This is a genomic window from Rhodococcus sp. 05-339-2 (assembly GCF_002258965.1).
In the GTDB taxonomy this organism is placed as follows: Bacteria; Actinomycetota; Actinomycetes; order Mycobacteriales; family Mycobacteriaceae; genus Rhodococcoides.
Genome location: NZ_NOYW01000020.1, coordinates 344,519 through 359,429, shown reverse-complemented (window position 1 = coordinate 359,429; position 14,911 = coordinate 344,519). Strand labels below are relative to the sequence as shown.

12 protein-coding genes are annotated in these 14,911 nt (G+C 65.6%); 7 read left to right on the top strand and 5 right to left on the bottom strand.

The genetic code is table 11. From position 1 onward, the window contains the following. Position 1: 1 nt before the first annotated feature. Complete coding sequence (locus CH273_RS24335; RefSeq protein WP_032397434.1) at positions 2–712, bottom strand: CPBP family intramembrane glutamic endopeptidase; 711 nt, start codon at positions 710–712, stop codon at positions 2–4. Continuing rightward, positions 712–1,896 carry an NAD(P)H-binding protein gene (locus tag CH273_RS24330; protein WP_032397435.1) on the bottom strand — a complete coding sequence of 395 codons (1,185 nt, stop codon included), beginning with the start codon at positions 1,894–1,896 and terminating at the stop codon, positions 712–714. The genes CH273_RS24335 and CH273_RS24330 overlap by 1 nt, the downstream gene beginning before the upstream one ends. A gap of 54 nt (positions 1,897–1,950) precedes the next feature. Between CH273_RS24330 and CH273_RS24325 the strand changes: the two genes are divergently transcribed. Beyond that, a complete protein-coding gene (locus tag CH273_RS24325) occupies positions 1,951–2,553 on the top strand; it encodes a ribulose 1,5-bisphosphate carboxylase large subunit (RefSeq protein WP_032397436.1) in 603 nt (200 codons plus the stop codon). Between the two features lie 3 nt (positions 2,554–2,556). On the opposite strand, the gene CH273_RS24320 is transcribed toward CH273_RS24325, so the two are convergent. Next, complete coding sequence (locus tag CH273_RS24320; RefSeq protein WP_032397437.1) at positions 2,557–3,675, bottom strand: acyl-CoA dehydrogenase family protein; 1,119 nt, start codon at positions 3,673–3,675, stop codon at positions 2,557–2,559. Positions 3,676–4,052: 377 nt separating this feature from the next. Here CH273_RS24320 and CH273_RS24315 point away from each other — a divergent pair, with 377 nt between their 5' ends. Together CH273_RS24315 and CH273_RS24310 are read left to right on the top strand one after the other, a co-directional pair. Further along, the gene (locus CH273_RS24315) at positions 4,053–5,282 is read left to right on the top strand and encodes an aminotransferase class I/II-fold pyridoxal phosphate-dependent enzyme (protein ID WP_032397438.1); all 1,230 of its coding nucleotides are present in this window, start codon (positions 4,053–4,055) and stop codon (positions 5,280–5,282) included. After that, positions 5,279–6,844, top strand: coding sequence for an NAD-dependent epimerase/dehydratase family protein (locus CH273_RS24310; protein WP_032397439.1), 1,566 nt, complete (start codon positions 5,279–5,281; stop codon positions 6,842–6,844). The genes CH273_RS24315 and CH273_RS24310 overlap by 4 nt, the downstream gene beginning before the upstream one ends. Here the strand turns inward: CH273_RS24310 and CH273_RS24305 are convergent. Both CH273_RS24305 and CH273_RS24300 read right to left on the bottom strand, forming a co-directional pair. Beyond that, positions 6,828–7,352: a DnaJ family domain-containing protein gene (locus CH273_RS24305; RefSeq protein ID WP_032397440.1), complete on the bottom strand. Its 525-nt coding sequence runs from the start codon at positions 7,350–7,352 to the stop codon at positions 6,828–6,830. The two genes, CH273_RS24310 and CH273_RS24305, sit on opposite strands and share 17 nt — an antisense overlap. Positions 7,353–7,454: 102 nt before the next feature. Continuing rightward, positions 7,455–7,706, bottom strand: a complete 252-nt coding sequence (locus tag CH273_RS24300; protein ID WP_032397441.1) for a hypothetical protein — start codon at positions 7,704–7,706, stop codon at positions 7,455–7,457. Between the two features lie 96 nt (positions 7,707–7,802). On the opposite strand from CH273_RS24300, the gene CH273_RS24295 reads away from it, so the two are divergent. From CH273_RS24295 to CH273_RS24280, 4 genes are all read left to right on the top strand, one after another. Then, positions 7,803–12,380, top strand: coding sequence for an ATP-dependent helicase (locus tag CH273_RS24295; protein ID WP_052050077.1), 4,578 nt, complete (start codon positions 7,803–7,805; stop codon positions 12,378–12,380). A gap of 43 nt (positions 12,381–12,423) precedes the next feature. After that, on the top strand, positions 12,424–13,212 hold the full coding sequence (locus tag CH273_RS24290) for a DNA-formamidopyrimidine glycosylase family protein (protein ID WP_032397442.1): 789 nt from the start codon (positions 12,424–12,426) through the stop codon (positions 13,210–13,212). 93 nt (positions 13,213–13,305) lie between these two features. Then, entirely contained in the window at positions 13,306–13,656 is a 351-nt protein-coding gene (locus CH273_RS24285) for a YciI family protein (RefSeq protein ID WP_032397443.1), read from the top strand. Beyond that, complete coding sequence (locus CH273_RS24280) at positions 13,653–14,909, top strand: RNA polymerase sigma factor (protein ID WP_052050078.1); 1,257 nt, start codon at positions 13,653–13,655, stop codon at positions 14,907–14,909. Before CH273_RS24285 ends, CH273_RS24280 begins: the two co-directional genes overlap by 4 nt. Positions 14,910–14,911 lie beyond the last annotated feature (2 nt).

Genomic DNA, 14,911 nt, shown 5'->3' with positions numbered 1-14,911 from the left:
GTCACACGAAGAGCGGCGGTAGGGCGAGAACCATGACCGCCGACCAACTGACGTGCGTCAGGATCGGCGCCAGAATTCCGCCGGACGCACGCCGCTGCAGTCCCATCACGTACCCCAGAAGTACCGCGGCGAAGCCGAGCATCGGGTTGCCCGAGGCGAGGGTGGCGATCGCGTAGACGACCGTCGAGATGATGACCGGATGCCTGACGCCGATGGCCGCGTACAACGCTCCTCGGAAGAAGATCTCCTCGGCGACGCCGTTGAGCAGCGCGATGAACACGATGAGCACCAGCGAACCCACCCGAGCGTGCGCCAGTACGTTCTCGGTGAAGTCGGCGAGCGGCGGTATCTGCCGAACGACGAGTCCGCCGAGCATGAACACCCCACCGACGGCGAGGCCGATCAGGATGGGTGTGACGATCGGTCGCCTGATCGATCCCCCGACCTGAATGCGTCCGAGATGCAATGGGCCCGAGAGGAATCCACCTATCGTCCACACCGCCGCCAACACCAGGGTCAGCGCGTAGAACGCCGGATCGCCCGGCTCGACCTTGAGCGAGAAATAGAGCACCGTCGCACCGATCACCAGTGTGATCAGCACGATGATTCGCCGCTTGCGGAACGCTGCGTCGGACTCCTTGTGATCGCGCTCGACCGGGTCGACCAGAGCGGACTTCATCACGTTGAGCGCGGTCGTGGACCACGTTCCCATCACGCCTCCTCGGTATCGGTCAGTCGGCGCACGACCGACCTCGCGCGTCGATTCACGTCGGCCATCAAGTCGAGATTGGTCCGCACCGCCGCCGCAACGGGCTTCGAGTACAGCAGTCGACGCCCACCGAGGGCTTCGATCAACCCCCACGTGCGGTCCGACGACGCCGCGACACCGCGACGCCTGATCCCCAGGGCGTCACCGCCGCTCCACGCCGCGTCGGTGTTCGCCAACCGAAGCGGATCCTTCAGGGCGCACACACCGGGAGGGTCACCCACCATTCCCCGCACACTACGGGCCATGGCGTCGGCGATCGTGGTGAGACCTCGGGGAGGGTCGGGAACGAGCTTGCGAATCCGACTCTCGGACGTCGTCATCGTGTTGTGCAGTGATCCGACGAGATCCTCGGCGAGTCCGGCGGGAACCGGAATGATCTTTCCGATCACCTTTCCTGCGAGCGAGGTCGGCACCAGCGGCACCGGAACGCCGATGCGCTGGAGACCGGCAGCCTCGACGTACGCGAACACCAGATCTCGATACGGCACCACATCCGGCCCACCGATGTCGTAGGAGCCCGCCGGAACCGTCTCGGCGTCGGCGGACGCCACCAGGTAGTGCAGCACGTCGTCGACGGCGATGGGCTGCACGGGCTCGGCCAGCCAACTCGGCAGCGGCAGCACCGGCAAGCGGTCCGCGAGGTAACGCAACATCTCGTACGACGTCGAGCCGGCACCGAGGACGATGGCCGCTCTGAGCCAGACCAGCTCGACGCCGTCCACTGTCAGCGCCTCGCCGACGTCCGCCCGGCTCGCGAGGTGCTCCGACAGACGGTCGTCGTCGGGTACGAAACCGCCGAGGTAGACGATTCGGCGTACTCCCGCACGGGCGGCCGCGGCTGCGAACTGCTCGGCGGATCGTCGGTCCTGCGCGCGGTAATCCGACTCGCCGATGGCGTGAACGAGGTAGTAGGCGACATCGATGTCACCGGATTCCGCGAACGCGGCCGCACAGGACCGTTCGTCGGTGACGTCGAGCGAGACTGCGGTGACGGAGTCGAAGAAGTCGAAGGTCCGCAGGTTGTCCGGCGTTCGGGAGCCGACGACGACGTCGGCATCGTCGGCCAGCAGCGCTGCCACCAACCGCGACCCGATGTATCCGCTGGCACCGGTGACGAGAGCTCTCATGCGTCGAGGCTAACGGCACTCGGGGCGTGGTGTCGGTGTGGCATTGTCGCTCCTATGGCTCTGGTCTTGGCAGGTGTGGTTCTCCCCGATCCCCTCGGTACCGAAACGGTGCTCCGGCGCGGAGTCGCGGTAGCGCGGGCCGGAGCGGGCTGGATGCTCACCACGACCGCTTTCGCGCTTACCCTCCCCGGCCGAATCGAAGCACTGCTGACGCGTATTGAGATGTTGATGACACGCATCGATCACGTGATCGACTCCGCCGACGCCGTGGTCGCCAGCGTGCAGCGGACAACCGGTGCCGCGGACGACGTGGTCGCCTCGGCATCGGTCGCCTCGCACACCGCGCTCGAACTGATCGAGTTGTTCGATCCCATCGCCAAGAAATCCGAACCCATGGCCCGCAAGTTCGTCGACAACCTCTCGGAGGAGGAAGTCGACGCAGCGATCGCCATGGTCGATCAGCTGCCTGGACTCCTCGCTCACATGGAAGCGCTGCTTCCCATCCTCGCCACCCTCGACACGGTGTCCCCCGAGATTCACGAGCTGCTCGGAGTCACCAAGGACGTCCGGCGCGCGGTCATCGGAATCCCCGGATTCAAGTTCTTCCGAAACCGCGGCGAGGACAAGCTGGCCGACGAAGAGCGATTCGAGGACTGACCCCTACTTGACGAAGGCGAACTCTTCGCCTGCGTGGAACCGGGCGAGGGTCTCCGAGATCGATCGCCGTGACGGCGGATGAAAAGCAAAGGCGTGCAATGCCGCTGCAACATAAGCGATTTCGGGTGACTTGATGAAGCCGATTCCGCCCAACGATTCGACCGCAGCGGAACTGCCCCGCACCAGAGCGTCGCGAACGGCGATGCGGTTGAACAACAACCTCACCGAGATGTCCTGCCCGCGTTCACCTTCGTCGAAGGCGCGGGCCACGTTCTCGATCGCCGCCATCGACGTCTCCAGTTCGGCCGCCGCGCGAGCGTATCCCTCGTAGTCGCCTTTGTCCTGCTCGATCATGCGCTCGAGCAGAGACGTCGCTGCACCGATGTAGTTGGCCGAGATCAGCATGCCGAACCAGAGGTATCCGGTCATCTCGTGCACGCCATCGGGGTCGTCGTCCTTGTTCGGCAGAACCAGACTGGCAGGCACTTCGACGTCCTCGAGCAGGACCTCTTCGCTCTGCGCGCCGGCCAGGATGTCGGTGGTCCAGAACGGCTTCACGCTCATTCCCGGGAGACTTGCCGGGATCAGGGCGACGGCACGGTCGCCGGAGTCGATCTCCACGCTGCAGGTCAGCAGATCCATCGATCGTGCCAGGCTGCACGGCTTCTTGCTGCCGTTGACGATGTAGTTCTCGCCCTTCTTCACCGCGGTCATCGTCGGAATGAACACACTCCCGCCGGTCACGCCCTCCGAGAATCCGGAGGCGACGATCGCCTTCTGTTCGACCAGTCCCTTGATCAAGGCACGGTCGTCCTCGGTGGCACCGCGAGCGAACTCCGTCAGCGAGGCGACCGAGAGATGGTGCATCGTGGTTCCCGCGCCCAGAGAGGGCGACCGCGACCCGATGGCCCGCTGCGCCCGGACCGCGTCGATGGCCGGAGCACCGAGACCCCCGAGTTCGGTCGGAACCACCAAACCGGTGCCACCGAATTCTCGAAACTTGTCGATCGCGTCCGACTCACGCGACTCGAGTCGATCCAGCGGGGTTGTGTCCAGATAGTGCATCAAACCCGGCATGTACTTCTCGAGGGTTTCCCTTTCGCGCACCATTAATCCAGTCACAGTTCTTCTCCTTGTGTCACTAATCGATTGTGTGCCACTGATTGATTGCATCTACGCCGTTTTTGTGCCATCACTTGATCGCGACAAATCGGTCGTAATCCATAATCACAGCGGTGGAGCAGGTGAATTCGCGCTGACCATCGACGATACCCTGTGACCTGCACAGATAAACTAAAGATATCGTAAAATCTTGGCGATCAAAAAATACCGAGATCATTTTTTCGGGCCGTTTTACCGACTGATTTCCGTTGCGAAAGCGTCTATCGAAACATCGAATATTCTTTCGTCGAATACCGATCGATGTCGCCGCCGGCTCCGAATCAACTCATGAATTCGCGACGAACCACAATCGACTCTGTGAGGAGTTCTGGTACACGATGGTTGTCAACAGATTGATGAAACGACTCGGCGGCGACGAACGCGTGGATTTGCTGCGGGCCGTCCGAGAAGCCGATGTGGTCCCCTACTTCCGCAAGATGGAATCGGCTGTCGCTCCCGTCGTTCGCGTCGAGGGCGAAGACAAGATCATGCTCGGTTCCAACAACTACCTCGGCATCGCCGACCACCCGAAGGTGGTCGAGGGTGCTCAGCACGCGCTCGACACGTTCGGCAGTGCCGTCACCGGAAGTCGCCTGCTCAACGGCACCCTGGACCTCCACCTCGAACTCGAACACGAGATCGCCCAGTGGCACGGAACCGACGACGCACTCGTCTTCACCACCGGCTACCAGACGAATCTCGGAACGATCAGCGCGATCGTCGGCCCCGGTGACACGGTGATCGTCGATTCTGCAGCCCACGCCTCGATCCGCGACGGCAGCGCGCTCTCCGGAGCGACGGTGGTCAAGTTCAAGCACAACGACATGGCCGATCTCGAGGCCCGACTCCAGCAGCCCGTCGTCGACGACGGGGCCGTGCTGGTCATCGTCGACGGCCTCTACTCCATGGAGGGCGACCTCGCACCGCTCGATGCCGTCTCCGAGCTGTGTATCCGTTATCACGCGGCACTGATGGTCGACGAAGCCCACAGCCTCGGCATCTACGGGCCCCAACTCACCGGAGCCGCCGAGCTGTTCGGCATCACCAAGGACGTCGACGTCACGATGGCGTCACTGTCGAAGAGCCCCAGCTCCACCGGCGGGTTCGTCACCGGATCGAGTGATCTGATCGACACCCTGCGAGTCAAGGCCCGCGCCTTCCTGTTCACGACTTCCGGCGTGCCTGCTGCGGTGGGAGCCGCGCTGGCTTCCGTCAAGCTGATCCGCAGCGACGAGGGCAAGGATCGGGCTCGGCGCGTCCTCGACAACGCCGAGATGCTGCGCGGCGGATTGCAGTCGGCCGGGCTCGACGTAGCCGGTCGCTCCGCGACCCCGCACGGAGACACGGCCTCACCGATCGTCTCACTCCACGTCGGCGACGATCTGGTGGCCATGAGTCTGTGGAAGAACCTCTACGACCGCGGCATCTTCACCAGCGCCGCCTTGCACCCCGCGGTGCCGAAATCCGGTGCGATACTGCGCCTGTGTGTGATGGCAACACACACCGAACAACAGCTGTCGACCGCAACGGACCACATCGTCGAGGCCGTGGCCGGACTACCCGGATGAGTGAGCACACCCGCGGTCTCCGAATTGCGGTCACCGGTGCCACCAGCGATTTCGCGGCCGCGATCCTGCCCAGATTGTTCGACGACCCCGAGGTGGACACGGTCGTCGGCATCGCCCGTCGGCCTGCGCGAATACAACACCCCAAGTTCACCTCCGTCCGATCGGACATCCGGTCGCCGGATCTCGAGACGCTGTTCGACGGCTGCGATGCCGTCCTGCATCTGGCGTTCGTCGTCGAGGAGCTCAGGGACAAGACCGAAACTCACGACATCAACCTGCGCGGCTCACGCAACGTGATCGACTCGGCGTACCGAGCGGGCGTCGCGCGGGTGGTGATCGCGTCGAGCATCAACGCGTACGGTGCCGACATCGCACCGGAACCGCTCACCGAGAACACCTATCCCACAGGTGACCCCGGCCGTTACTACTTCTACGACAAGGCCGAGGTGGAGCACTACGCGGAGTGGTGGCTACGCAGACACCCCGAGGAGATGGCCATCTCGATGCTGCGGTGCACCTACATCGTCGGACCCGACTTCTCCAACGATGGAATCGATCAGTTCACCGGCCCGGTGGGGGCCTTTCCCGACGCGGATCGCGCGTCGTATCAATTCCTGTATCAGGACGACATGGCCGACGCGTTCCACCGAGCCGCGAAGACCGACCTCGTCGGCCCGTACAACCTCGGTCCGGTGGACTGGGTCGGTGTACGCGAACTCGCCGCGATGCAGGGGCAGGTAATGTTCGACGTTCCCCAGAAAGCCGCGACCCACGTCGCGAACGTGGCGTTCCGGCTGGGCCTGACGCCCTTCTCCGGGCAGTGGGTGACGCCGGGCGAACCGATCGTCGACTCCTCTGCCCTCGGCCGCGCCACCGGCTGGGCACCGACCCTCACGGCACACGAGAGCGCGGCGGTGATGATTCTGTTGCAAGGCAAGCCGCTGCTTCGGCGCGGTGACGCCCTCGCACGCGGCATCGCCTGCGAAGCCGCCCTACGCCCGGCCTCCGAGGCGGTGGAGCTGAGCCGCGCGGACCTCGCAGCCCTGCAGATCGACCATCGACAGCTCGATACCGGTCACGGAAGCGTGCACGTCGAGATCCATCGGTCGTCCGCGGGATCCGACCGTTCCGTCGTTCTTCTCGCGGACACCGGTACGCACGGGCGGTATCTGACGACGTTGGCGTCGGACATCGCGGCCGGAGGCGTCGATGTCGTCGTGCTCGATCTCCCCGGGCACGGCTTGAGTACGGGTCGGCGCGGTCGATCGTCGGCGGCGCAGACCACCGCCGCCGTGGATGCGGCGTCACGGTTCGCTCGGGTGGAACTCGACACCGCGCCGATCACGGTGCGCAGCGGTGTTCGCCACGCAGCGGACACGCTGATCGGCGGTATCGTCCGGCGGGCGACCGGCTGGACGACGATGGACGAGCCCAGCCGATCCGACGGCCTGCTGCCGGACCGGACTCGCGTCGACGGGACCTCGAGCATTCCGTTCGTGTCGACCGCCGCCGATGCACTCGCCCTGTGCGCGACGACACCGGGCCTCAGCGCCGCCGGATGAACCTGCTGCCGATACGTGTCCACCACGACGGTCGGCCGACGCCCGTTGTCGTGGCACCGGACGTCCGGGCCGCCTGAGCGGCGTGCTCGCGCGCGAGTCGGTCGACCTCGGCGCGGTTGATCCGCCAACTCTCCATCCAGGTCTCGACGTCCACCGGGCCGAGCGGCACGACCGGCGGCGTCGGGAACCGAATCCAGTCGACGATGCGAGCATTCAACTCGTCCAGCACATCTCGCGCCGAGTCCTCGCGCCGGATGGCGATGAGCGTCGACGGCAGCCGCTCGATCTCCTTGCGCAGCTGCAATGCGGTCGGCAGCAGTGCGTCGGCGGGCAGGTTCTCCCTCTTCAGAAAGCCTCGCACCCACCACAACTCGTCACCGGGATCCCCCATCGGGATCGGCTTGCCGGTCCCTTCCAGATTCTCGAACGCGCCGTCTTCCTGCGCCTGACGTATCTGTTTGTCCACCCAGGACTCGAACGTGACTCCTGGTTCCTTGCGCTCGGTCACCCCACCGACTGTAGATCCGTGGCTGCGCCGTTCGCCAGATCCGAACACGACGAAGCCCCGGACCGGTGTGCGGGCCGGGGCCGGGGTCGCGGCGGTGTCGGGTCAGCCGTACTCGGCGACCAATCGATCGAATTCGTCACGGTCGATGACCTGTGGCTCGTTGATCGCGAGCGCCTGCGCGTACTTGCTCGCCAGGTGGTAGTCACGACCGAGCGGCCCCTGCTCGGCATCGTCCTCGTCGGATTGGATGCTTGCGCCCGGAGGCACCTCGTTCTGCAGTCCGTTGGTCTTGCTGCCGAGCAGAGCGTCGAGTTTCGCGGAAATCTTCTGCATGATCTCTTGGTCGTCGGTCATGGGAGGGGTGTACCCGAATCGCTCGAATCGACACCGCTGCGCGATCGGGGAACCGCGTGAGGATTATCTGTCGGTGCCCGGGGGCATGATGATGGGATGGCCAGGCACAGTACGGGCACCGACGTAGCGGGCGAGCTGTCGGTGATGGAGAAGTTGTCGCGGCCGACCCGGGAGTGGTTCTCCGGCGCTTTTCCTGCTCCCACGTCCGCGCAGTTGGGCGCGTGGTCGTCGATCTCGAGTGGTTCGCACACTCTCGTGGTGGCGCCGACGGGTTCGGGCAAGACGCTCTCGGCCTTCCTGTGGGCCTTGGACGAGCTGGCGCAACTGGGTGCGGACAGCACTCGCAAGACCAAGGTTCTCTACATCTCGCCACTCAAGGCCCTTGCCGTCGACGTCGAACGCAACCTGCGTGCGCCACTGGTCGGCATCACCCAGACCGCCAAGCGCCTCGGCCTGAACCCACCCGAGATCTCGGTCGGCGTGCGGTCCGGCGACACCAGCGCCGCCGACCGCAGAAACATGATCAAGACTCCGCCGGACATTCTGATCACCACCCCGGAATCGCTGTTCCTCATGCTCACCTCGGCCGCCCGCGACATCCTCGCCGAGGTCGACACCGTGATCGTCGACGAGGTTCACGCCGTGGCAGGCACCAAACGCGGCGCGCATCTGGCGGTGTCCCTGGAACGGCTCGACGCGATGCTGGACAAGCCCGCCCAGCGCATCGGCCTGTCCGCGACGGTGCGACCGCACGAGGAGGTGGGCCGTTTCCTGGCCGGTGCGGCCCCCATCGAGATCGTCGCACCACCCGCTCCGAAAACCTTCGATCTGACGGTCCAGGTGCCGGTGGAGGACATGACCGAACTGGGCGTCACCGATCCGAACGCCGACACCTCCGCCGCTCCCCCGGCGCAGGGCTCGATCTGGCCGCACGTCGAGGAGAAGATGGTCGATCTCATCCTCGAGCACAAATCGTGCATCGTCTTCGCCAATTCCCGTCGCCTCGCCGAACGGCTCACCGCGCGGCTCAACGAGGTGTACGCCGAGCGCATCGGCGACGGCGTGGAGACACAACACAAGCCGCCCTCGCAGGTCGGCACTCCGAACGACGTGAACCACGGTGCCGATCCGTTGCTGGCCCGGGCCCACCACGGCAGCATCAGCAAGGATCAACGCGCACTGATCGAGGACGACCTCAAGACCGGCAGGCTGCGCTGCGTCGTGGCCACCAGCAGCCTCGAGCTCGGAATCGACATGGGCGCAGTCGATCTGGTCGTTCAGGTCGAAGCACCGCCATCGGTGGCCAGCGGTCTGCAGCGCGTCGGACGCGCAGGCCACCAGGTCGGCGAGATCTCCAAGGGCGTGTTGTTCCCCAAGCATCGAACCGACCTGATCCACTGCGCGGTCACGGTCGAACGCATGACGTCGGGCAAGATCGAGGCGTTGTTCGTTCCCGCCAACCCTCTCGACGTCTTGGCGCAGCAGACCGTGGCAGCCTGCGCCCTCGAACCGATCGACGCCGAGGATTGGTTCGATTCGGTCCGTCGCACAGGCAGTTTCGCCACCCTGCCCCGATCTGCCTACGAGTCGACTCTCGACCTGCTCTCGGGCCGCTACCCCTCCGACGAGTTCGCAGAACTGCGGCCGCGGTTGGTGTGGGACCGCGACGCCAACACTCTCACCGGCCGTCCCGGGTCGCAGCGACTGGCCGTCACCTCTGGCGGCACCATCCCGGACCGCGGACTGTTCACCGTCTACATGGTGGGTGAAAAGCAGTCCAGGGTAGGAGAACTCGACGAGGAGATGGTCTACGAGTCGCGAGTGGGTGATGTGTTCGCACTCGGTGCCACAAGCTGGCGCATCGAGGAGATCACCCACGACCGGGTGCTCGTCAGCCCGGCGTACGGCCAACCCGGCCGGCTCCCCTTCTGGCACGGCGACGGTCTCGGTCGACCGGCCGAACTGGGCCAGGCGCTGGGCGAATTCCTGCGAAGCACCACCGATCGCAGCGACCTCGCCGAGCGACTGAGCTCCGACGGTCTCGACGCCAACGCCGTCAACAACCTCATCGCCTTGCTCGACGAGCAACTCGAGGCGACGGGGCAACTGCCCACCGACAAGACGATGATCGTGGAGCGGTTCCGCGACGAACTGGGCGACTGGCGGCTCGTGCTGCATTCCACCTACGGTCAGCAGGTACACGCGCCGTGGGCCCTCGCAGTCGGCGCGAGACTGATCGAGCGCTACGGCATCGACGCCGCTCCTACTGCATCCGACGACGGCATCATCGTCCGGCTCCCCGACACCGACGACCAGCCGCCGGGCGCAGAACTGTTCGTGTTCGAGCGCGACGAGATCGCCGACATCGTCACAGAGCAGGTCGGCGGGTCGGCGTTGTTCGCATCGAGATTTCGCGAATGTGCCGCGCGCGCACTGCTTCTCCCCCGCCGAAACCCGGGCAAACGCGCGCCGTTGTGGCAGCAGCGCCAGCGTTCGGCTCAGCTGCTCGACGTGGCACGCAAGTACCCGACGTTCCCGATCCTGCTCGAAACCGTCCGCGAGTGCCTGCAGGACGTCTACGACCTTCCTGCCCTCGAGGACATCCTGGCCCGCATCGGCCGACGCCAGATCAGAATCGTCGATGTCGAAACGCCGTCACCGTCACCGTTCGCCAATTCGCTGTTGTTCAACTACGTCGGCGCATTCATGTACGAGGGCGACAGCCCGTTGGCCGAACGCCGGGCCGCCGCACTGTCACTCGACTCGGCGCTCCTCGCCGAACTGCTCGGACGCGTCGAGCTGCGAGAGCTGCTCGACGACAGCGTCATCACCACCACCGAACTCGAACTGCAGCGTCTTCCCGAGGACCGTCACGCCAAGGACATCGAAGGCGTTGCCGACCTGCTACGCCTGCTCGGACCGTTGACCGTGGACGAAGTCGGCCTGCGCACCGACGGCGACGAATATCCGCAGTGGCTCGCCGAACTCGCCGACGCCAAACGGGCGATGGAGGTCTCGTTCGCCGGCCGGAACTGGTGGACGGCCATCGAGGACGCCGCTCGATTGCGCGATGCGTTGGGCGTCCCGCTTCCCATCGGTACTCCGGCCGCCTTCATCGAACCCGTCGACGATCCGCTGGTGGACCTGATCAGCCGGTATGCCCGAACCCACGGACCGTTCACCCTCGACGACGCAGCGGCGCGCTTCGGGGTCGGCACCGCCGTGGTACGCGACGTCCTACGCAGACTCGCCGTCGACAAGCGCGTCGTCGAGGGCGAATTCCGGCCCGGTGCCACGGGTAGCGAATGGTGCGACGCCGAGGTACTTCGGCGACTGCGGCGGCGGTCGCTGGCTGCGGCCCGGCAGGAGGTCGAACCCGTCTCCACCGCCACCCTGGGCCGCTTCCTGCCCGCGTGGCAGCACGTGGACAGCCGACGCCTGAGCGGGATCGACGGCGTCGCGACCGTCATCGAACAGCTTGCGGGCGTTCCTGTTCCGGCATCGGCGTGGGAATCTCTCGTGCTCTCGTCGCGGGTGACCGACTACAGTCCGGCGATGCTCGACGAGCTCACCTCGACCGGCGAGGTGCTGTGGTCCGGACACGGCGCGATCTCGTCGAAGGACGGCTGGGTGAGCCTGCACATGGCCGACACCGCACCACTGACCCTGGTGCCTGCAGCCGAGTCCGATCTGTCGGAACTGCAGATTCGCATTCAGAACGCCGTCGCGGGGGGCGGTGCGTACTTCTTCCGGCAGCTGTCCGACACCGTCGGCAGTACCGACGACACCGCACTGCAGGCTGCACTGTGGGAGCTGGTGTGGGCTGGTCGTCTGAGCAACGACACATTCGCTCCGCTTCGTGCGCTGCTGAACTCCACGACCACCCGCTCGGCCCCGAGTCATCGTGCACCTCGCCGTACACCGCGGTTGCGCTCGTACCGACAATTCGAGCGTCCCTCGCTCCCGACCCGAACCGGACCGCCGACGGCGGGTGGGCGATGGTCACGATTGCCCGAGCTCGAACCCGACCTCACCGTCCGTGCGCACGCGACCGCCGACGTCCTGCTCGAACGCTACGGCGTGGTGACCCGCGGTTCGGTGATGAACGAAGGTGTGCCCGGCGGCTTCGCCACGATGTACAAGGTGCTCACCGGATTCGAGGATTCCGGTCGATGCCGTCGGGGCTACTTCGTCGACTCACTCGGCGGTGCGCAGTTCTCCACCTCCGACGTGGTCGACCGATTACGCAGTTACGACGAACCGAAGAAGAACGCCAGCGCTGTCGTACTCGCGTCGTGCGATCCGGCCAACCCCTACGGCGGAGCACTGCCCTGGCCGAAAGCCGGCGGCGGCGAGGCCGGTGTCGGAGATACGCCGGACGAGACGACGAAGCATCGGCCGGGCCGAAAGGCCGGTGCACTGGTCGTCCTCGTTCGGGGCGAGTTGACGATGTTCGTCGAACGCGGCGGGAAGTCGGTGCTCACGTTCGGTGAGAACGCCGACGACATCGGCGCTGCAGCAACCGCATTGGCGGCCACCGTTCGCCGCGGCGGAGTCGACAAGCTACTCGTCGAGCGGATCAACGGTCACGACATCCACGGCACCGACTTCGCCAAGACCTTGACCGAAGCAGGTTTCTCGGCGACCCCACGCGGACTTCGCCTGCGTCGCTGATTGCCCACTGCCTGCGAGACCACCGGAGAGGACACGAACACCGATGCCCGAGGGCGATACCGTCTGGCGCGCCGCCAACACCCTGCGCGCCGCACTCGAGGGCCGACAGCTCACCACCTGCGACATTCGCGTACCGCGCTACGCCACAGTCGACTTCACCGGCGAGACCGTCGATTCCGTCGCCTCACGCGGTAAGCATCTGCTGATTCGAGTCGGCGGATACTCCATTCATTCGCATCTGAAGATGGAGGGCACCTGGCACGTCTACGCACCCGGTGCTCGCTGGCGCCGCCCTGCGTTCCAGGCGCGGATCATCTTGAACACCGCCGACGCGCAGGCCATCGGTTTCGAGCTCGGAGTGCTCGAGATCCTCGAGGACGAGGACGATGCCGTCGGATATCTCGGACCGGATCTGCTCGGTCCCGACTGGGATCCCGACGTGGCGCTGTCCAGGCTCGCAGCGGATCCGGCCCGGCCGATCGGGCTCGCGCTTCTCGATCAGCGCAACATCGCCGGCCTGGGCAACGTCTACCGCAACGAGATCTGCTTTCTCCGGGGCGTCGACCCGCGCACCCCGGTCGGCGAAGCCGGTGACCTGAGCAAGACGATCGACCTGTCCTACCGATTGATCATGGCCAACAAGGATCGCAACCAACGCGTCACCACCGGAGATCGACGTCCGGGCCGACACTTCTGGGTGTACGGGCGCGAGAACAAGCCGTGCAGACGCTGCGGAACCACCATCGAATTCGGTCTGATCGGAGACAATCCCCTGGAGGAACGCCAGATCTACCACTGCCCACACTGCCAGAAACGAGGTGTGGCGAGATAGTTCGGTCCGTGGTGTCCTTTTCGACGAACCCCGTTCGTCCTTCGTGTGTAGGTCGGCAAACGGTGCCGATCGCGACGAACCCGAGGAGTCTTCATGACCACGTACGCAGCCATCGTCTACACCCATGATGCCGACTGGACCTCGCCCGAGGTCGCCGACGAGATGGCCGAATACGGTGCATTCAGTGCCGCGGCCGGATCCGCGATCACCGGCGGAGCGGTCCTGCATCCCACGTCGACCGCCACCACGGTGCGCGTGTCGGGAGGGAAGGGCGGCGACGTCCTGACAACGGACGGTCCGTTCGCCGAGGCGAAAGAGGTACTCGCCGGGTTCTTCCTCCTCGAGGCACAGGACCTCGATGCGGCGATCGCACTGGCCGCCCAGATCCCAGCGGCATGGAACGGAGCAATCGAAGTCCGGCCGGTCATTCCGATGACTCGATGAGTACACCGGCCGAGCACCTCTCGGCCGTGGTCCGTGACGAGGGTCGCCGGGTCCTGGCGACCCTCGTACGCACCACCGGCAGTTTCGCCGTCGCCGAGGACGCAGTCTCCGAGGCGGTGGTGACCGCACTCGCTCACTGGCCCGGATCGGGTGTCCCCGACAATCCGCGTGCCTGGCTCACGACCGTGGCCCGCAACAAGGCGCTCGACATCCTCCGGCGCGAGGCCGGGCGCACCGCGAAGGAACGAGAGGCGGCGGATCTCGCCGTGTCGAACCAGAACTGGAGCGAGAGCGACAACTCCGAGATCGACGACGATCTTCTGCGGTTGGTCTTCACCTGCTGTCATCCGACGCTCTCCGTCGAGGCGCAGGTGGCACTGAGCCTGCGCACTCTCTGTGGTCTCGCCACTGCCGACGTCGCCCGACTGATGCTCGTGCCCGAGGCCACCATGTCCAAACGTCTCACGCGTGCGAAGAAGAAGATCGCAGCTGCCAACATTCCGTATCGAATACCGGATTCGGCGGAGTTGCCGCAACGACTCGACGCGGTGGCCACCACGGTGTATTTGATGTTCACGGCCGGCCATCTCGGCGGCGAGACGCTGGTGCGGCCTCGACTGTGCGACGAGGCACTCAGGTTGGCCCGCGTGCTGATCGACCTGATGCCCGACGAGCCGTCACTTCGGGGGCTACTGGCCCTCATGCTGTTCACGGATTCGCGCCGGGCGACCAGGACCGATGAATCGGGCGGCCTCGTCAGGCTCGAGGATCAGAACAGATCTCGATGGAATCGAGAGGCGATCGAGGAGGGCGTCCGGTTGATGGACGGTGCTCTGCGGCGCAACGACTCTCGGCCCAGTCGCTACACCGTCCAGGCAGCCATCGCCGCGTGTCACTCCACAGCAGCGACCTACGCCGACACCGACTGGTCTCGGATCGTCGCGCTGTACGACGCGTTGGCGGTTGTGGAGAACACACCGATCGTGGCACTCAACCGCGGCGTGGCCATCGGAGAGAGCCAGGGGCCTGCCGCCGGGCTCGACGCACTCGACGCCATCGATTCTCTGGGCGGCCACTACCTGTGGCATGCCTGTAGAGCTGTGATGCTCGATCGCCTGGACCGCGCGGAGGAGGCCAGGAACGCACGAACGACCGCGCTGGCTCTCGGCCCGTCGCCTGCCGAGAGGGGTTATCTCGAGGCGCAGCTCGCGCCGCCCTCCCACCCTGTCGAGCGACGACGGGAAGAAACCTGAAA